The organism is Acinetobacter pittii (assembly GCF_034064985.1).
Lineage (GTDB): Bacteria > Pseudomonadota > Gammaproteobacteria > Pseudomonadales > Moraxellaceae > Acinetobacter > Acinetobacter pittii_H.
This window is the reverse complement of sequence record NZ_CP139249.1, coordinates 3,005,389-3,023,711: the sequence shown is the minus strand read 5'-3', so window position 1 is coordinate 3,023,711 and position 18,323 is coordinate 3,005,389. Positions and strand designations below refer to the sequence as shown.

Genomic DNA, 18,323 nt, shown 5'->3' with positions numbered 1-18,323 from the left:
ATAATTACTCTTCTAACATTAAAATGAATTGATGAGTCATTTCTTTTAATAAAAAAACATAAGTATTAACATTAATTACATTGCATAATGGATTTATAGGCGAAGTGTGGAGTATGTTGTTTTTTGATTAGCTTCAATGTTTAGATAATTAAAGTTTTGTATATTTAATATGAATAATGCAGGTCTTATTTATCAATATATTTCAGAATATTAACGTATTATAAATGCTTGATTTTATGATTTGAAATCTGTTTTTAATATTGATTTTAAAAGATATTTTAAATCAATATTATTATATAATCTTTATAAAATCGGTTTTGGATAGGCATATGAAGTTACAAAATAAAATTTTATTAATTACAGGTTGGGGAGTAGGAGTGGAACCTTTGCAGCCTCTCAAATTGCACTTGGAAAAAGTAGGGTTTGAGACACAACTTATTAATATTTTTAATGTTTTAGAAAGTAATTTCCAAGCACAGCTGGACTTGGTGGCTTGGGCTGATGTAGTCATAGGCTGGTCTTTAGGGGGACAGTTAGCAACTCAACTGGTTGATATTTTTTATAAGCAAACAGGGCAGACTAAAACATTAATTACACTAGCTTCAAATCCTTGTTTCGTTGCCAATGATAATTGGCAACCTGCAATGCCTACTGATGTATTCACTCAATTTAAATCTTCTTTTTTTCAAAACCCGCAAGCCACTTTAAAGCGTTTTTATTATTTAATTACACTCGGTTCCATTCAAGCGAAACAAGATTGGATGAGTGTACAAAATATAGCAAATCCTCCGTCAAATGAACTTTTAATAGAAGGTTTGCAAATGCTTGAACAACTAAATTTGGTAAATAACTTAAAAAACTATGCTGGCCGACAACTTCACCTGTTTGCTGAGCAAGATAATGTCATTCCTTGCAAAATTATCGAAAAATTTGAGGAGATCGTGACAGAAAACATGAATTATAAAGTGCTAAAAAGCGCTACTCATGCTTTTCCATACCTAGAAGTAGATCGAGCAATTGAAGAAATCTGCCAATTTTTAACAATTCATCAGCAAAGTTAATAAGCTTTGATTGATCTCGCAATTTTCTTTCATTCTTAACAGGTTTAACATGTGCTAAATGAGAGATTTAATTGTTGTAAAAGGGTAAATAGGATGACCGATAATTTTGATTTAGAACATATTTGGCATCCTTATACTTCAATGACCCAACCGTTGCCAACCTTTAAAGTTAAACGTGCCTATGGGGCAACGATTGAACTCGACGATGGTAAGACTTTAATTGATGGTATGTCATCTTGGTGGTGTGCAATTCACGGTTATAACCACCCTGAACTCAATCAGGCAGTGACAGATCAATTACAAAATATGTCACATATTATGTTTGGTGGGTTAACCCACGACCCTGCCATTGAGTTGGGTAAAATCCTTTTAAAAATTACACCGCCAAGCCTCGACAAAATTTTTTATGCAGATTCGGGGTCGGTTGCCGTTGAAGTTGGTTTGAAAATGGCTGTGCAATTCTGGACAGCACAAGGCCAACCTCAAAAAACAAATTTTATTACTACACGTTCTGGTTATCACGGTGATACATGGAATGCGATGTCTGTTTGTGATCCAGTAACAGGCATGCATCAGATTTTTGGTACAAGTTTACCAAACCGCCTTTTTGTAGCAGCACCGCAAACCAAATTTCATGATGAGTGGAACCAAGAAGATATTGCTGAGCTAGAAAAATCTATTCAGCAAAATCATGAAAATCTTGCTGCACTGATTATTGAGCCAATTGTACAAGGTGCAGGGGGTATGCGCTTTTATCACCCAGAATATTTGCGTCAGGCTAAAGCACTTTGTGAAAAATATAACCTGCTTTTAATTTTCGATGAAATCGCCACTGGTTTTGGTCGTACTGGCAAGCTCTTTGCGTGGGAGCATGCCCAAGTTGAGCCAGATATTATGTGTATAGGTAAGGGCTTAACAGGCGGCTATATGACCTTATCTGCTACCTTAACCACAAAGCATGTTGCAGAAATTATTAGTCGCGGTGAGGCTGGGGTGTTTATGCATGGCCCAACTTTTATGGCCAATCCACTTGCCTGTGCCGTTGCCTTGAAAAGTACGCAATTGTTAATTGAGCAAGATTGGCAGGCCAATATTGAGCGAATTGAGCAACAGCTTAGCCAGTATTTAACGCCTTTAAGTCAGCTTGATTATGTTGCCGATGTGCGAGTGCTCGGTGCAATTGGTGTAGTAGAACTCACCTTTAATGTTGATATGAAAACTTTACAGCAGCAATTTGTGGACCGCGGAATCTGGATCCGTCCTTTTGGAAAATTGGTTTATGTGATGCCACCCTATGTCATCACGCATCAAGAGTTAAACGATTTGCTCGAACAATTGGTTGAAGTTGTTCAAACGATGCAGGGAGCGAATTAAGATGTCATTGCTCAATCATTTTGCTGCCGAGTTAGATGAGTTAAAACAACAAGGTAACTTCAGACACTTTACTCAAAATGTGCAGCATGACCGTTTTATTACGATTCAAAATAAAACGATGCTTAACTTGGCTTCAAATGACTATCTTGGGTTGGCAGCTGATATTAATCTTCGCCAAGAGTTTCTAGATAGCTATCCATTAGAAAGAAGCTATTTTAGTTCTTCATCTTCACGCTTATTAACGGGCAATTTTGAAGAATATGAACAATTAGAAAATAGCCTAAGTAAAGCATTTGGTGATCAAGCAGCCCTATTATTTAATAGTGGCTACCATATGAATCTTGGTATTTTGCCTGCGGTTGCTGATAGTAAAACTTTAATTTTGGCAGATAAGTTAGTCCATGCAAGTATGATTGATGGTATACGTTTGTCTGGTGCCCAATATGTACGTTATCGACATAATGATTTACAGCATTTAGAGCAACTTCTACAAAAGTATCATGATGATGACCAGATTGAACGAATTATTGTGGTCACGGAAAGTATTTTTAGTATGGATGGCGATGAAACAGATTTAACCGCTTTAGTCCAGCTTAAAAAACGCTTTGCTAAAACCATGTTATATGTCGATGAAGCGCATTCAATTGGCGTACGTGGGCAGCAAGGTTTAGGGTGTGCCGAACAATATAATGTGATTCATGAAATTGATTTTCTGGTCGGTACATTAGGCAAAGCATTAGCAGCAGCCGGTGGTTACATTATTTGCGATCCAATTATTAAAGATTATCTCATTAATAAAATGCGGCCACTTATTTTTAGTACGGCACAGCCCCCGATTGTGATGGCATGGGGAAACTTTATTTTTCAAAAAGTATTAGTCGCTCAATCTCAGCGTGAACATTTAAAAAGTATTAGCCAATATCTTCAAAAAGCTGTTGTGCAAAAGGGTTATGTAAGCCCATCGACCAGCCATATTATTCCTGTCATTGTTGGAGAGAGTCAGGCTGCTATCGATAAAGCTAAACAGGTTCAAGAGAGTGGTTTTTATGCCATGCCTGTGCGTCCACCAACAGTACCTAAAAACAGTTCGCGTTTGCGTATTTCTTTAACGTCAATGGTGCAGCAACATGAACTTGAAGAATTGGTGAGTTTTCTGTGAGTTTGAATAAAAACTTGGTTGCCCAGCGTTTTGCTAAAGCAGGGCAGAGCTATTCAGAACATGCAATTGTTCAAAAACAAATTTGCCAAAATTTAACGAATTTACTAAAGCAATTTTGCCCGAGGACGATGCTACGTGTTTTTGAAATTGGTTGTGGTTCTGGCAATTTAACTCGTCTTATTACTGCATCTTTTCAAATCGAAGAGTTAATTTTGAATGATCTATATGCAGATGTGCAGCAGCACTTTAGTCATCAAGAAAGTTTGAAATGGTTGATTGGAGACGTTGAGGCGTTAGATTTTCCTCAGCAGCTCGATATGATTGTTTCAGGTTCGGCTCTACAGTGGATGCAAGATTTACCGCGCTTGCTCGAACGTTGTAATGAGGCTTTAGTCGATCAAGGTTGGTTATGCTTTTCAACATTTGGCTCTAAAAACTTATTAGAGATTAAAGAATTAACAGGACAAGGTTTAAGTTATTGGTCAATTGAAAATTGGAATAGTGCCTTAATTCAGGCTGGTTTTGAGATTTTTCATTTGTCAGAATCAGAAACTCAACTCTATTTCGATTCACCTAAAGACGTGTTACAGCATTTAAAAGCAACAGGTGTAACAGCAACGGCTCAGCATTGTTGGACTAAGCAAACTTTACAACAGTTTTATCAAGATTATGATCGGTTTAAACATACCGATGGGTATTCCCTAACATATCATCCGATTTATTGCATTGCCCGGAGAGTGAAGTAAATGAGTGGCCAGATCTATTTTGTAAGCGGGATTGATACTGAAATTGGTAAAACTTACGCAACAGGATTTTTAGCAAAATTATGGACTGAGCAGGGTAAAAAAGTGATTACCCAAAAACTCATTCAGACAGGTAATGCTGATATTTCTGAAGATATCGAAAAGCACCGTGAAATTATGGGGCAGGGCTGGTTTCAAGAAGATCATGACAAGCTTACTATGCCTGAAATCTTCAGTTACCCAGCTTCACCTCATTTAGCAACTCGTCTTGATAACCGAGAAATTGATTTTCAAAAAATTGAAAATGCGACCCAAACATTGGCAGAACGTTTTGAAATTGTATTGTTAGAAGGTGCAGGAGGCTTAATGGTGCCACTAACCACCAGTCTGCTGACCATTGATTATGTCGCTCAGCACCAGTTTCCGGTTATTTTAGTAACCTCGGGACGTTTGGGAAGTATTAACCATACTTTACTTAGTCTTGAAGCACTTAAGTCTCGTGGGTTGAAGTTGCATGCCTTGGTTTATAACCTAAAAGATGAATCAAAAGATCCATTAATTTCTCAAGATACTTCAAATTTTTTGAAAGATTATTTAGCTATTCATTTTCCTGAAGCTGAATGGATCGAATTGGCGAAAATGAATTAAGTTAAACAGGCTATAAAAAACCGCTCAAATTTGAGCGGTTTTTTTACATCTTATGAATGTTTAGAATTTCTTTGAACCACGGTTAAAACCAGTCGCTTTACGTTGGTTGCCCGTGTTAGTTGGCGCTTCTTTTTCATCATCACGACGTTGTTGACGTAAGTAACCGCCACGACGTGCTGCCATTGGTTTTTCAGTCATACGATCAGTACGGCGTTTTGCCATACCAAATAAACCTGTACCTTGACGTGGTTTTAACTCAACTGATTTTGCTAAGTTGTCGATGTCAGTTTTATCGAGTTCCATCCAACGGCCAGTACGTAATTCGCGTGGTAAAATAACGGTACCGTAGCGTGTACGTAATAAACGACTTACTTTAAGATCTTGCGATTCGAAAATACGACGTACTTCGCGGTTACGGCCTTCTTTCACTACCACTTGATACCAACGGTTAATACCTTCACCACCAATTTCAGAGAATGATTCGAATTTGGCTGGACCATCTTCAAGCTCTACTCCGTTAACCATGTTTTGGCGTAGTTTTGGTGTTACTTCACCCATTACTCGAACTGCGTATTCACGTTCAATTTCATTAGATGGGTGCATTAAGCGGTTAGCAAGTTCACCATCATTCGTGAAAAGTAATAAACCAGTACTGTTAATATCTAGACGACCTACCATTACCCAACGGTCATTCGCGATTTGTGGTAAATGATCAAATACGGTTGGGCGTTTTTCAGGGTCATTACGTGAACAGATTTCACCCTCAGGCTTATAATAAATCAGTACGCGACGACGAATTTCGTCTTCAATCTGAAACTGAACTTTACGGCCATCAATGCGTAATTCATCGCCTGGTTCAATGCGCTCACCCACTTGGGCAACACGACCGTTTACACTCACGCGTCCTGCGGCAATAACCTCTTCCATATATCGGCGGGAACCTAATCCGATTCGCGCTAATACCTTTTGCAATTTTTCACTCATGACAGCACAACCTTAGACATAATGATCAACAGTCCACCTCTTTATGATTTCGGTGCATTTGCATCGAGAGCCATAAAGGCTTCCTTGGCGTTCTGTAGGGGAGGCAATTGGCCTAGAGAAGCTAGACCAAAAGCATTCAGAAACTGAGGCGTTGTAATTAGCAACGCAGGTCTTCCGGGTAAATCTCTAAAACCGGCTTCTTTAATCCAGTTCCAGTCAAATAGTGTTCTAAGAATCTGACTATTATTAGACACACCACGAATTTGTTCAATATCAGCTCGGGTAACCGGTTGATGATAAGCAATGACAGCCAGCGTTTCTAGTAATGAAGGCGACAGTTTTGTTGGTCGCTCTGGCCAAATTTGCGCAATAATACTACGATATTTAGATCTTACCTGAAAGCGAAACCCTTGCGCTGTTTCAATCAGCTCAATAGAGCGGCCATGCTGTAATAACGCGAGCTGTTGTAAAAGCTGACGAAGCTGTTGTTTATTATACTGATTATTAAATGCTTCTTTTAAGCGGGCAATTGAAACAGGCGCGTCACTGGCAAAAATAATTGCTTCAAGTTGTAATAAAACTTCGTGATGAATGTCAGCTAATGACAAATCATTATTATTTTGTTCAAAACTACTCATAGTGAAGACCCTTGAATTGCTAAGGGAGCTTCAATACCAGTGGCAATAATTTTAATTTTCTGTTGGCGGGTTAATTCTAAAACCGCCATAAATGTAACAACCATTCCCATACGACCTTGCTGGGGATTGAGTAATTCTTTAAAACTTAACACGTCGCCAGACTCTAATTTCTCTTCAATATATGCAATACGTTCTTCTAGTAAAACAGGTTCTTGAGCAATGACATGCGTAACAGGTTCCGGGCGATTAAAGACACAGAACAAAGCATCATGTAGCGCTGAAATATCATAGCCTTCATAAATAGGAGCAATATGACCTAAGCTTACATTGGCATTAAATGTATCACGCTCGAGAATTGGCATTTGTCCCAAACGCTCAGCTGCTTGCTTAATACGTAGATAAGTTTCAAGACGATCAATAAGTTCCTGCTTAGGATCTTTTTCAATGCTTATAATTGTAGGTTTCGGTAAAAGCAGGCGAGATTTTAGATCAGCTAATAGAGCAGCCATCACCATATAATCTGCCGTTAATTCGATATTTAAAGACTTCATACTATCCATATAGGCTAAATATTGAGTCGCAATAGGTGCAATATCGAGTTGGATTAAATCGAAACCATTTTTTTGAATCAGATAGATTAAAAAATCTAGTGGACCTTCAAAGTGCTCGAGCAAAATCTCAAATGCAGCTGGAGGTATATAGAGATCTTCTGGAATCTTGTCATGCCACTCATCTAAAACACGGATGTGTGGAGCGTCTTCCATGGATTGATGAAGTGATTGATTCATTACGATTATAAGCCACGCGAATTTTCAAAAGCATGAGACTTGTTATTCAAGTCAAAGACAGCTGTAAGTAGAAGAACAGCAGATAGTGAAAATCATTCTAAATGAATTGTGTCTTTTAATAAATTACTTAACGACTAAAGTGTAAAAAAAATCCAAAATAAATAAAGAGTATTTTTTTGAGTGATAATACATTTTTTTAAACTATTGGTAAAAAAAGTAAGTGCTTATTCAAAAGCACTTACATCGCCAACACCACGACGGATAATCTCAGGATGTTCACCCGATAAATCGACAATACTTGTACTTGTTAACGTACCAAAACCACCGTCAATAAATACATCAATTCGTTTATCTAACTGATTTTCAATATCGTAAGGATCATCTAGAGGGTCTTCTTGGCCAGGTAAAATTAATGTACTAGTGAGTAGCGGCTCACCAAGTTCTTGTAATAAAGCCTGACAAATCGGGTTACTTGGAATACGTAAACCAATCGTTTTCTTTTTAGGATGCATCAATCTACGAGGAACTTCACTTGTTGCAGGTAAAATGAACGTAGTAATCGCTGGTGTATTCGCTTTCAATAAACGGTATGTTGCATTATCAACTTTTGCATAAGTTGCAATATCAGATAAGTCACAGCACATAATGGCATATTGATGTTTAGGCCCTAAGCCACGAATCTGTGCAATACGTTCCATGGCATTTTTATTACCGATTTGACAGCCAATCGCATAGGCTGCATCGGTAGGGTAGACCACAACATCTCCCGCTCGGATACGTTCAACCGCTTGGGCAATGAGGCGTTGCTGTGGATTTTCAGGATGTACATGTAAATGCATCATATTTTAGAGACTCCATCACGCCAGTGTTAAAAATAATTATTAGGCTTTTTAAATAACCTAGGCAAGCAATTAACGTAGTTTTTTTGTCAATTAATCAAGGAGTTCACGTTTAAATTCATTTAATTGTAAAGGTGTACCTGAACGTGTGCATTGGCAAATAAAACCAATAAATGCTGCTGCGTCACGGGGTAGCTTAGCTTCACCCGAAAAGTAACGTTGCACTTGAGCATAAACATTATCTTTAAATAGTTTGCCATCTCCGCTATCACCTGTAAGGTTATCGAGAGATACTCTAAATTTTCTGCCAAAAGATTGTGCAAATAACCATTCAATGGCTTGAGGCTTAATTTCTACTTGTTCAAATAAACTTTGCTGTTCTTGGGTACGACCATCAGGGGCATACCAATATCCTAAATCTGGTAATAGACGTCTTTTTTCACCTGCAATAGACCAATGACTAATTTCATGCAAAGCACTATTAAAGAAACCATGAGCAAATTGGATCTTGGCGGGTTCCTTATTTGTTGCAGGGAAATATTCTGGTTCAAAATCTCCACGAACTAATGTCACATTATGGTGGGAAAACCAGTGATTAAAGTGTAAAATAAGCCAATCAACTTGCTCAGACTCCGATTTTGAGCTTGACCATGGTGAGAGTTGCACTGGGTCAGGTACAAGAGTGTTCTGATGCGTTGAATGGGTGCAAACGAGTAATGAAGTGTTAACTTCAGGTTGCGGCTGCAACAGGTGCATTGCTTAATTTACCCCGAGTTCTGTCTAAAGAAGTGCAAAATTGTATCTTAATCTTTGACAGAGTACCGATGAATTTGTAGAATTGCCGCCTTAATTATGTCAGCAAATACCTTTCCGGCACAGATTGAGCCGTTTAAATGGGCTGAACAAGGCTTTACATGGTCAGGTCAACTGCCCTTGTCTCGCTTTGCTCGTATCGCTCGTGAAGCTGTTGGATCAATTGATAATCAATTGATCAACATAGACTGTAAGCTATCAATGGATGCATATCATCGCATTGTGTGGATGGACGGTCACATGGACACGAAAGTTCCAATGGAGTGCCAACGTTGTTTGGAACCTGTTGAAATGCCTCTTGTCTTAGACTTCCATATTGCATTAGTGGATGATGAGTCACTGATAGAGCGCTTGGATGAGGATGCTGATTTCATCGTTTTAGGTGAAAGTGAGTCTTCGACGAAAGGCAATTATGATACGCCTGCCTCGATTAACTTACTCGCATTACTAGAAGATGAACTGTTATTGTTGATGCCTTTATCTCCCAAGCATGATGCTTGTGAACATAAACATCAACCTACCATTCAGAATATTGTCGAAGAAAAACGGGATAATCCGTTTGATGTTTTGGCAGGTTTGAAGGGTAAACTTAACTCATAATTTGTGTTATAATTGTGAGATAAGACAACTGAATTTGTTCTGATCCATTTTTTCGATCTTTGTAAGGAGCCATCATGGCCGTTCAGCAAAACCGTAAAAGTCGCTCTCGCCGTGACATGCGCCGTTCACATGACGCTTTAACCGAGAATGCATTAACAGTAGACCAAGCAACTGGTGAAACTCATCGTCGTCACCACGTGACTAAAGACGGTTTCTACCGTGGTCGTCAATTATTCGCTAAAGCAGCTGATGCTGAATAATTGCATGATATGCATTAAGCGTGATGCTTAAGTATAGAAAAAATGGGAGCGAAAGCTCCCTTTTTTTGTTGTTTTTCGCAATTATAAATATATAAATAACATGTTAAATTTCCGCTCCAGAAATGAGTGAAAACCCAAAAAAGGATTTCTTATGTCTGCTAAACGTCTTGAACAAGTAGCTTTAGCCACAAAAACTGCATTTGTGTTTCCTGGTCAAGGTTCACAAAAAGTCGGTATGCTTGCTGAACTAGCAGAACAGTTTAGTGGGGTCGGGCAAACTTTTGCAGAAGCTTCAGATGCTCTTGGATTTGATCTTTGGCATATTGCGCAAAGTGGCGAAGGGCTCGACCAAACAGAAAATACCCAACCTGTGTTATTAACTGCCAGTATCGCTTTATGGCGTGTATGGCTCGATTTAGGTGGTCTGGCACCTAAGTACCTTGCAGGACATTCACTAGGTGAATACAGTGCATTGGTTGCTGCAGGCTCTATGAGCTTGGCGGATGCAGTTAAATTAGTTAACTTGCGTGGCAAGCTCATGCAAAGTGCCGTTCCTCAAGGGGAAGGGGCTATGGCTGCAATCCTTGGCTTGGCTGATGAGAAAGTGGTTGAACTTTGTCAAACCGTGAGTGCATCAGGTGAAGGTTCTGTAGAAGCTGCAAACTATAATTCACAAGGTCAAGTTGTGATTGCGGGTAGTACTGCATCTGTACAACAAGTTATGGCGTTAGCAAAAGAACAATCTGCTAAAGCAATTGCTTTACCTGTGTCGGTTCCTTCGCATTGTTCTTTAATGAAACCTGCTGCAGAAAAATTTGCAGAAGCTTTGGAACAAACTGCCATTGAGCTACCTACCATTCCTGTAATACAAAATGTCAACGCGGGAATAGCTACCGATGTTGCTCAATTGCGTCAGGCATTAACTGCACAATTGTACCAATCAGTACAATGGACACGTACCATGCAGTCTCTACAAGACCAAGGTATTCAATACATTGTTGAGTGTGGTCCAGGTACAGTATTGAGTAACCTCGCAAAGCGTTTACCAAATATTGAAAAAGCTTTTTCTATTGATAGTAAGAGCAAAATGGAAGATGCCCTAAATGCTGTTTTAGTGGCAGAAGGAAAAATTGCATGACACAAGAACGCAAAGTTGCATTAGTAACGGGCGCGAGTCGGGGTATTGGCGCTGCCATTGCCCAGCAACTTATTCAAGACGGTTATTTTGTTGTAGGTACTGCGACTTCTGAATCTGGTGCACAAAAGTTAAGTGATAGCTTTGGTGAACAAGGTGCAGGTTTGGCGCTCGACGTGCGTAATCTCGACGAGATTGAAGCAGTCGTTTCTCATATTGAACAGAACTATGGTCCTGTACTTGTTCTAGTTAACAATGCAGGTATTACGAAAGACAATTTGTTGCTTCGTATGTCTGAAGATGATTGGGATGACATTCTCAACATTCACCTTAAAGCAGTTTATCGTTTATCTAAACGTGTGCTTAAGGGTATGACGAAGGCACGTTTTGGTCGAATTATTAATATCAGTTCTGTTGTAGCTCACTTTGCAAACCCAGGCCAAGCGAACTATTCTGCTGCTAAAGCAGGTATTGAAGCATTCAGCCGTAGCCTTGCAAAAGAGATGGGTAGCCGCCAAATTACTGTAAACAGTGTGGCGCCAGGCTTTATTGCAACAGAAATGACAGATGCACTTAGTGAAGACATTCGCAAAAAAATGAGTGATCAAGTGGCTTTAAATCGCTTAGGTGAGCCACAAGATATCGCAAATGCGGTGAGTTTCCTTGCAAGTGATAAAGCAGGTTACATTACCGGTACGGTATTACATGTAAATGGTGGTTTATACATGGCCTAACGCCGATGTATAAACTTTTAAAAATTTTTATATTCAATTAAACTAGTGGCAAATTAAACGCCACAAGCAATGAGGAGAATTCCTGTGAGCGATATCGAACAACGCGTTAAACAAGCGGTTGCAGAACAACTTGGTCTTAAAGCTGAAGAGATTAAAAACGAAGCATCTTTTATGGATGACTTAGGTGCTGACTCTTTAGATTTAGTTGAACTTGTTATGTCTTTCGAAAACGACTTCGACATCACTATCCCTGATGAAGATTCTAACGAAATCACTACAGTTCAATCTGCAATTGACTATGTAACTAAAAAACTTGGTTAATTCGCATATTGCTGAATAAAAAGAAGGCCACCGTAAGGTGGCTTTTTTTTATGAGAGAAAAAATTAAGAGATACATATTTTTACAAGATCAACCTCAATTGATAGCAGAGGCATGACTTTTTTGAAGTATAACAATAAAGGTCAGTTTAATGACTTTACTATAAACAATAATATGAGGACTAAAAGATGGGTCTTTTTGATTTTGTAAAAGGTATTGGTAAGAAAAATACCGCTCCAGCAGAACCACAACCAGCTCCAGCAACACCAGCAGAACCTTCTGCACAAGAAGTTGCAAATAAATTATTAGGTTTAATTAAAAGTTTAGGCTTAGGGGTAGAGGGCTTATCTGTAACCTATAACGGTACTACTGATACCGCGACTATTAAAGGACAGGTAAAAAGCCAAGCAGATAAAGAGAAAATTATTCTTATTGTTGGAAACATTGATCATGTGGCTCAAGTAGATGACCAGATGACAGTGGCAACACCTGAACCAGAAAGTAAATTTTATACAGTGAAATCTGGTGACAACCTTTCAAAAATTGCGAAAGAAGTTTACGGTGATGCAAATCAATATCCAAAAATCTTTGAAGCAAATAAACCAATGTTAAAAGATCCTGATGAGATTTTCCCAGGACAAGTTTTACGTATTCCTCAATAATTGAGGTTAATAAAAAAAAGGCGCTTTAAGCGCCTTTTTTGTGCTTTTAAAAACGCTTTGGAATCTTTTGCCCGTTTGGTACAGGGGTATCTGCATTTTTTAAAACACCGAATAACCATGTTTCAGCATGTTGTACCGCAATTTTTAAAGAATCACCTAAAGCTAAACGCCCTGCGATAAAGCTAGCTAAAGAACAACCTGAGCCGTGATATTCACCTTCAAGGCGAGGACAGCTACTAGTCGCTGCAAGTTCACCGTTAATGTATAAACTATTTTTAATATGATCTGGTGTATCTTCATGTCCACCTTTCACTAGAACAGCTTCAGCACCCATTTCAAAAAGCTTTTGAGTGGCTTGATTTAAATCAGTAATACCTGTTAGAGCACGTAATTCAACTGTATTTGGAGTAATAATTGTGGCTAGGGGGATAAGTTCAACGAAAGCTTTAACGAGAGTTGCCTGATCACCTAAAGAACCGCCACTGTTTGCAATTAAAACAGGATCAAGTACATATTGGTAGTCAGGATGTGCACGAAGAAATTCAGCGAGAGCAGCAATATTATCTGTCGTGCCAAGCATGCCAGATTTAACGCATTTAATGGGTAAGTCACCTACCACTGCATTTGCTTGTGCTAATAAAAGTTCTTTTGAGGTTGCTTCGAAGCCAAATACTTGTTGTGAGTTTTGAATGGTGAGGGCAGTACATGCAATTGCTGCATGGGCACCACTTTGTCCAATTGCTTCGATATCGGCTTGTAAACCTGCACCACCTGAAGGGTCTAAACCCGAGAAACAAAGTACGGTTGGACGCACGGTTATTTCCTTTTCAATTTAAATTTACGTTAGTATAAGAGAGTTTGATTAAACTCTCGACCAATTGAATTAAATACTTTACTGGGTTAATGATTGAATGGCTATAAAACATATTTTGATTGATTTAGATGGAACCTTAACAGACCCAAAAGTTGGAATCCATACTTCAATTCGCTATGCAATGGAGAAATTAGGCTATCCATTGGCTGCTGATTTAGATATTGATTGGACAATTGGCCCACCATTAAAGCCATCACTCGCAAAATTATTAGCTACTCAAGATGATGCTTTAGCTGAACAAGCTTTACTTGCTTATCGCGAGCGTTTTTCGGTGGTTGGCCTGTTTGAAAATGAAGTATATCCATCTGTTGCAAAAACACTTAGTACATTAAAAGAAGAGGGATATCGCTTATTTGTTGCAACTGCTAAACCAACGATTTATGCAAAGCGTATCTTGGACCATTTTGAATTAAGCCAATACTTTGTACATATCTATGGGAGCGAGTTAACGGGTGAGAGGACTAATAAAGCTGACCTTATCCATTATATTCTTGAGCATGAGCAATTAAACCCAGAAGAGTGTTTAATGGTCGGTGACCGTCAATATGACGTTTTGGGTGCTCGTCATAACGGTATTGAGGCGGTAGCAGTAACTTATGGTTATGGAACACCTGAAGAGCTCGCTCAAGCACAGCCTAAAGCAATGATTAAGCAATTCTCTGAACTTTTGGACTATGTTGAAGAACTTGCAGCACAAAAGAAAGTTTCTTAAATATTATTAAATTTTAATTTGAAGGTTTGGCTTTGATCTAAAGCCAAACCTTTTTTATTTAAACACTGTGTTGTTGGCGGTATTGAACAAGTTCTTCAATCGTAATCACCGTTAAGTGATGAGTTTGAGCATATGCTAAAACTTGAATGCCCGATGCCATCGTGCCATCCGGATTGGTTAATTCACATAATACGCCAGCGGGTTTAAGCCCAGCTAGTCTTGCTAGGTCAATTGTTCCCTCAGTATGACCTCGACGAGTAAGGACTCCACCATTACGTGCACGTAATGGGAAAACGTGACCCGGACGGTTTAAGTCACTTGCAACAGCACCATCTTTAATAGCAGTTTGAATAGTTGTTACACGGTCTTTAGCAGAAACACCAGTGGTAACGCCTTGAGCAGCTTCAATGGTCACTGTAAATGCAGTATGAAACTGACTTGAGTTTTGAGAAACCATTGGTGGAAGTTCAAGATGATCAGCTAACTCTTCAGTAAGGCATAAACATACAATACCTGAGCCATCACGAATCATACGTGCCATGGTTTCAACAGTTAGGGTTTCCGCTGCAACAATTAAATCTGCTTCATTTTCACGGTCGAAGTCATCCATCACCAAGACAGGTTTGCCTTGACGGATATCTTCTAATGCTTGTTGAATGCGCTGCTCAGCAGGAGAGAGAGCTGAGAAAAAAAGTTCTGGTTGAATTAAGCTAGACATAATGAAACGCTCTCGTAAAAATACGGTTGAACATTTCAGGACTGATGTAAAAACAGGCTGGTACTGAAATAAAACGGATTTATCCCAGTTCGTCGTCTTCTTTCATCCGGACTATACCGTCGGCTTTGGAGTTTCACCAAATCTGCTCAAATTACACAATTTAAGCTCGTGGGCTTGTTAATCTATTTATAAAAATTAACTTTACCACCGGTGGGGAATTGCACCCCGCCCTGAAGCGATGGGTTTTATTATAGCGCGCTTGATAGAATTGGCTAGATGCTTTTATAGAATGCTAAGTTTCTTTATGAATAAGCATTTTCATAAATCGAAATAGGCTTTTTAACAAGAGCTTACTTGTTGATATGAAAATGGAATGCTATGTTTTTTATAGAAAATTATAAATAAAATAGGTGTTTCATGCATATAAGAGACTATTATCCTCTAACCAATAGCTCATTTATTCAGCATCTCCATATTTTCAGTTATGTATTTATGGCAGTAAGTATCCTTTATTTAATTGCTGCCAACTGGTTGATGCTTCCAAACAGTATTCAACTCGCGATCCCGCCCGTTATATTACTTGTGTCAGCATGGTTCAGCACAAAAGATACTTTAAGTGATGGGGTTAGGCAGACCTTACATAACGTTTGTGGTTTGATGATAGGTTTAAGCTTGGCCGTTATTGGACAGGTTTATCAAACAGGTGCAGACAGTTATTTGCTTTTTTTAATTTGGACATTGCTTTTACTGCCGTGGTTATATCGACCAAATATTGGAATCTTTGCTTTAATTTGTATTACCAGCCAACTTACACTTTTTTTATTTTTTAAACAGACTTTCTGGTCAGAAAAATTTCCTTATGTATATCTATTTGCTCTGAATTTATTAAGCCTTATTGAATTTTGGGTGTGTATAAAGAAATATCGTGCTTTACGATTTGTCTTTATCGCTTGGTTCGCCGTTATTTCGATTATTGGAATGATTCAATATTTATCGAATGAGAATATTCCTTATCTAATTTCTGCTTTCTTTTCGGGAATAATCGCTTTTTATTATTTCTTCAAAAAAGATAATCAGCTATGTGCCAGTTTGATGGCTGCTGTTCTAGGCGTGACGGCAACCATATGGCTTGTAGATGGGATTAATAACTTATTTAAAGACTCTAATGAGTTCATTTTTTTATTGATTGCAGGGATTATTTTTATTTGGTTTGCGCTGATTAGCTATATTTTAATAAAAATTTTTCGTCAAAGCCGCTTTTATGTCATTCCATTAGCAATTGGTGCTTGGCTTGCTGGTTTAGCACTTGCAGCTTTTACTCTCGTATTTTGGGAGGCTATTTCTTTAGTTATTGGAGTTGTTTTTGTTGGATTGGCGTTTATTCTTTTAAAGAAATCACAAAGCTATTTCTTTCGGCAATTTGTCTATTGTTTGTTTATCAGTGGGCAGACCGCTTTCTTGTTTCATCTTGGTTCAGAAACAGATCAAATTCTATGGGTTTTAATTGCTCAGATTTTTATTCTATGTATTAGTTATTTTCTTAAACCATATTGGTTCTTCATTTTAATTCAAATGCTTGCTACGTATGGCATAGCTTTTATCTATTTGCTACAACTGGACCATTCATTGTGGTCAATACATTCTACTCAGACTTATTTAAATTTAACTTTGCTCAGTTACTTGGTTTTTAGTTTGGTGCTCTTACCTAAGAGGGAATCAATAGCCCTATATGAGCGTAGTATTTTTTTATGCGTGCTGGTCGTAATTCTTGTAGCTTCTTTTTTTCAATACTTTTATGGGGTTGGTACCAGAAAATTCGATAGATCAGCAGTTATGGGTTTTATATTTGCTACCTGCTATCTGGTTACTTTGCTTTAGTATTTTTCATTTATATCGACAACTTAATACACTCACTTTTTTCGCCTTTTTAATATTTGGTGTGTTCCTTATTGTGTTGGGATATTTTGAAATTTTCATCCTGCTTATTATTTTAACGTGGGCATTAAAAAAGAAAGATTATATTGTGTATGGAGTGAGCTTAACAGTATTCGTTTTTGTGTTCTGGCAGCTCTATTACAACCTACAAATAACTTTTCTAGCTAAGAGTGCATCTATTTTTATTTCGGGCATTGTTTTGTTAGCTCTGTCTTGGTTACTTCAACGTGAAAATAAAAATGATCTTGTTAAAGGAGAGAAAGAATGAAAAAGTATTTTTCTCTTATTCTTGCCTTTATTACGCTATTATTTTTTGCAGGTTTAGTGGCGAAAAACGAATGGCATTTGCACCATAGTAAAAGTATTTTCATTGAGCTTAAGCCAGTTGATCCTCGTTCAATTTTACAAGGTGACTATATGGCACTGGCTTATGAATTACATTTACAATCTCTTAAAGCTTTTGCAGGAAGTGAAGGTGAGGCTCTGGAACAGGTGATTTTTAATCGCTCTTCCGTTCCCGCAAAAGTTATTTTGGATTCACAAAATCGCGTAGTTCGTACCATTTTAGATATTAATAATTCATTTGCTGGGCAGAGGTTAATTTTAAAAAATCCTGAAAATCGTTTGCAGGCTTTATATCCTGCCTCTCGCAGTTTCTTGTTTGCAGAAGGCTTGGCTCAATGTTATGAAAAAGCCAAATATGCTGAATTTAAGGTAAATCCTGAAGGAGAGGCGATATTGTTCGAATTACGAGGAGAGCAGCTTCAACCATTAAATTGTGAAAAACAAAAGAACTGGTGGGAAGGAACTATTAAGGATTTATAAAATAATAAAAGCCCGTCAATGCGGGCTTTTTATTCTTAAAATAAATTAGGCAACTTGAACAGGAATGCAATTCGCTGTGTGGTTGACTGTATTATTTGGATTAGCATATACCAAACGTGGTTTATGAATATTTGCTTCAGCTTCAGTAAAATCACCAAATGTAGCAATAATTACTAAATCGCCAACGTCTGCTTGATGTGCAGCACCGCCGTTTACTGAAATAATTCCAGAGTTATCTTCACCACGAATCGCATAAGTTGTGAAGCGTTTGCCATTGGTTACATTCCAAACATGAATTTCTTCATATTCACGAATACCAGCTAAGTCCATCAATACGCCATCAATTGCACAAGAACCTTCATAGTGAAGTTCAGCATGGGTTACAACTGCACGGTGAATTTTGCATTTTAATAAACGAGATAGCATGGCTAGCGTCTCCTGAGTAGACCTAAGATGTAGATCTTATGGTGAAATCTTTAGCTTTTGCGGTTGGCAAAGTGGC

General features: G+C 38.2%; 21 protein-coding genes, 1 pseudogene and 1 riboswitch. Of the genes and pseudogenes, 14 read left to right on the top strand and 8 right to left on the bottom strand.

The features are described from left to right. Positions 1-329: 329 nt before the first annotated feature. From SOI76_RS14515 to bioD, 5 genes are all read left to right on the top strand, one after another. Positions 330-1,061 carry a hydrolase gene (locus tag SOI76_RS14515; protein ID WP_104080152.1) on the top strand — a complete coding sequence of 244 codons (732 nt, stop codon included), beginning with the start codon at positions 330-332 and terminating at the stop codon, positions 1,059-1,061. Between the two features lie 93 nt (positions 1,062-1,154). Then, complete coding sequence (gene bioA / locus SOI76_RS14510) at positions 1,155-2,435, top strand: adenosylmethionine--8-amino-7-oxononanoate transaminase (RefSeq protein WP_104080153.1); 1,281 nt, start codon at positions 1,155-1,157, stop codon at positions 2,433-2,435. Between the two features lies 1 nt (position 2,436). Continuing rightward, positions 2,437-3,594 (top strand): 8-amino-7-oxononanoate synthase, encoded by a 1,158-nt coding sequence (gene bioF, locus SOI76_RS14505; RefSeq protein ID WP_104080154.1) that lies wholly within the window; start codon positions 2,437-2,439, stop codon positions 3,592-3,594. After that, positions 3,591-4,340 carry a malonyl-ACP O-methyltransferase BioC gene (gene bioC / locus SOI76_RS14500; protein WP_104080155.1) on the top strand — a complete coding sequence of 250 codons (750 nt, stop codon included), beginning with the start codon at positions 3,591-3,593 and terminating at the stop codon, positions 4,338-4,340. The genes bioF and bioC overlap by 4 nt, the downstream gene beginning before the upstream one ends. Further along, positions 4,341-4,985, top strand: coding sequence for a dethiobiotin synthase (bioD, locus tag SOI76_RS14495; protein ID WP_032055841.1), 645 nt, complete (start codon positions 4,341-4,343; stop codon positions 4,983-4,985). A gap of 60 nt (positions 4,986-5,045) precedes the next feature. Here the strand turns inward: bioD and rluB are convergent, their stop codons facing one another. The 5 genes from rluB to SOI76_RS14470 form a co-directional block, all read right to left on the bottom strand. Next, positions 5,046-5,969: a 23S rRNA pseudouridine(2605) synthase RluB gene (gene rluB, locus SOI76_RS14490; protein ID WP_032036759.1), complete on the bottom strand. Its 924-nt coding sequence runs from the start codon at positions 5,967-5,969 to the stop codon at positions 5,046-5,048. Between the two features lie 41 nt (positions 5,970-6,010). After that, a complete protein-coding gene (gene scpB, locus SOI76_RS14485; RefSeq protein ID WP_016142047.1) occupies positions 6,011-6,607 on the bottom strand; it encodes an SMC-Scp complex subunit ScpB in 597 nt (198 codons plus the stop codon). Beyond that, a complete protein-coding gene (locus tag SOI76_RS14480) occupies positions 6,604-7,395 on the bottom strand; it encodes a segregation and condensation protein A (protein WP_031945544.1) in 792 nt (263 codons plus the stop codon). The genes scpB and SOI76_RS14480 overlap by 4 nt, the downstream gene beginning before the upstream one ends. Positions 7,396-7,619: 224 nt before the next feature. Beyond that, positions 7,620-8,237: an L-threonylcarbamoyladenylate synthase gene (locus SOI76_RS14475; RefSeq protein WP_002120255.1), complete on the bottom strand. Its 618-nt coding sequence runs from the start codon at positions 8,235-8,237 to the stop codon at positions 7,620-7,622. A 90-nt stretch (positions 8,238-8,327) separates the two neighbouring features. Beyond that, the gene (locus tag SOI76_RS14470) at positions 8,328-8,990 is read right to left on the bottom strand and encodes an elongation factor P hydroxylase (RefSeq protein ID WP_032055846.1); all 663 of its coding nucleotides are present in this window, start codon (positions 8,988-8,990) and stop codon (positions 8,328-8,330) included. A gap of 96 nt (positions 8,991-9,086) precedes the next feature. On the opposite strand from SOI76_RS14470, the gene SOI76_RS14465 reads away from it, so the two are divergent. The 6 genes from SOI76_RS14465 (at position 9,087) to lysM (ending at position 12,757) form a co-directional block, all read left to right on the top strand. Then, complete coding sequence (locus SOI76_RS14465; protein WP_104080156.1) at positions 9,087-9,647, top strand: YceD family protein; 561 nt, start codon at positions 9,087-9,089, stop codon at positions 9,645-9,647. A 74-nt stretch (positions 9,648-9,721) separates the two neighbouring features. After that, positions 9,722-9,907, top strand: a complete 186-nt coding sequence (gene rpmF, locus SOI76_RS14460) for a 50S ribosomal protein L32 (protein WP_000290730.1) — start codon at positions 9,722-9,724, stop codon at positions 9,905-9,907. 151 nt (positions 9,908-10,058) lie between these two features. Further along, entirely contained in the window at positions 10,059-11,045 is a 987-nt protein-coding gene (gene fabD, locus SOI76_RS14455; protein WP_104080157.1) for an ACP S-malonyltransferase, read from the top strand. After that, positions 11,042-11,776: a 3-oxoacyl-ACP reductase FabG gene (gene fabG, locus SOI76_RS14450; protein WP_002120395.1), complete on the top strand. Its 735-nt coding sequence runs from the start codon at positions 11,042-11,044 to the stop codon at positions 11,774-11,776. Before fabD ends, fabG begins: the two co-directional genes overlap by 4 nt. A gap of 84 nt (positions 11,777-11,860) precedes the next feature. After that, positions 11,861-12,097, top strand: coding sequence for an acyl carrier protein (gene acpP, locus SOI76_RS14445; protein WP_001279871.1), 237 nt, complete (start codon positions 11,861-11,863; stop codon positions 12,095-12,097). Positions 12,098-12,283: 186 nt separating this feature from the next. Next, positions 12,284-12,757: a peptidoglycan-binding protein LysM gene (gene lysM / locus SOI76_RS14440; RefSeq protein ID WP_016142041.1), complete on the top strand. Its 474-nt coding sequence runs from the start codon at positions 12,284-12,286 to the stop codon at positions 12,755-12,757. Between the two features lie 46 nt (positions 12,758-12,803). On the opposite strand, the gene thiED is transcribed toward lysM, so the two are convergent. Beyond that, positions 12,804-13,571, bottom strand: a complete 768-nt coding sequence (gene thiED, locus SOI76_RS14435) for a hydroxymethylpyrimidine/phosphomethylpyrimidine kinase (RefSeq protein ID WP_104080158.1) — start codon at positions 13,569-13,571, stop codon at positions 12,804-12,806. Between the two features lie 97 nt (positions 13,572-13,668). Here thiED and SOI76_RS14430 point away from each other — a divergent pair, with 97 nt between their 5' ends. Next, positions 13,669-14,343 (top strand): HAD-IA family hydrolase, encoded by a 675-nt coding sequence (locus tag SOI76_RS14430; RefSeq protein ID WP_104080159.1) that lies wholly within the window; start codon positions 13,669-13,671, stop codon positions 14,341-14,343. A 58-nt stretch (positions 14,344-14,401) separates the two neighbouring features. Here the strand turns inward: SOI76_RS14430 and ribB are convergent, their stop codons facing one another. After that, positions 14,402-15,061: a 3,4-dihydroxy-2-butanone-4-phosphate synthase gene (ribB, locus tag SOI76_RS14425; protein WP_075383844.1), complete on the bottom strand. Its 660-nt coding sequence runs from the start codon at positions 15,059-15,061 to the stop codon at positions 14,402-14,404. 90 nt (positions 15,062-15,151) lie between these two features. Next, positions 15,152-15,302, bottom strand: a riboswitch (FMN riboswitch). Between the two features lie 176 nt (positions 15,303-15,478). Here ribB and SOI76_RS14420 point away from each other — a divergent pair. After that, positions 15,479-17,264: pseudogene (locus tag SOI76_RS14420) on the top strand (DUF2157 domain-containing protein). Further along, the gene (locus SOI76_RS14415; RefSeq protein ID WP_104080160.1) at positions 17,261-17,821 is read left to right on the top strand and encodes a GDYXXLXY domain-containing protein; all 561 of its coding nucleotides are present in this window, start codon (positions 17,261-17,263) and stop codon (positions 17,819-17,821) included. Before SOI76_RS14420 ends, SOI76_RS14415 begins: the two are co-directional and overlap by 4 nt. A gap of 45 nt (positions 17,822-17,866) precedes the next feature. Here SOI76_RS14415 and panD read toward each other — a convergent pair whose 3' ends face one another. Next, positions 17,867-18,247 carry an aspartate 1-decarboxylase gene (panD, locus tag SOI76_RS14410; RefSeq protein ID WP_002120296.1) on the bottom strand — a complete coding sequence of 127 codons (381 nt, stop codon included), beginning with the start codon at positions 18,245-18,247 and terminating at the stop codon, positions 17,867-17,869. Between the last annotated feature and the right edge of the window lie 76 nt (positions 18,248-18,323).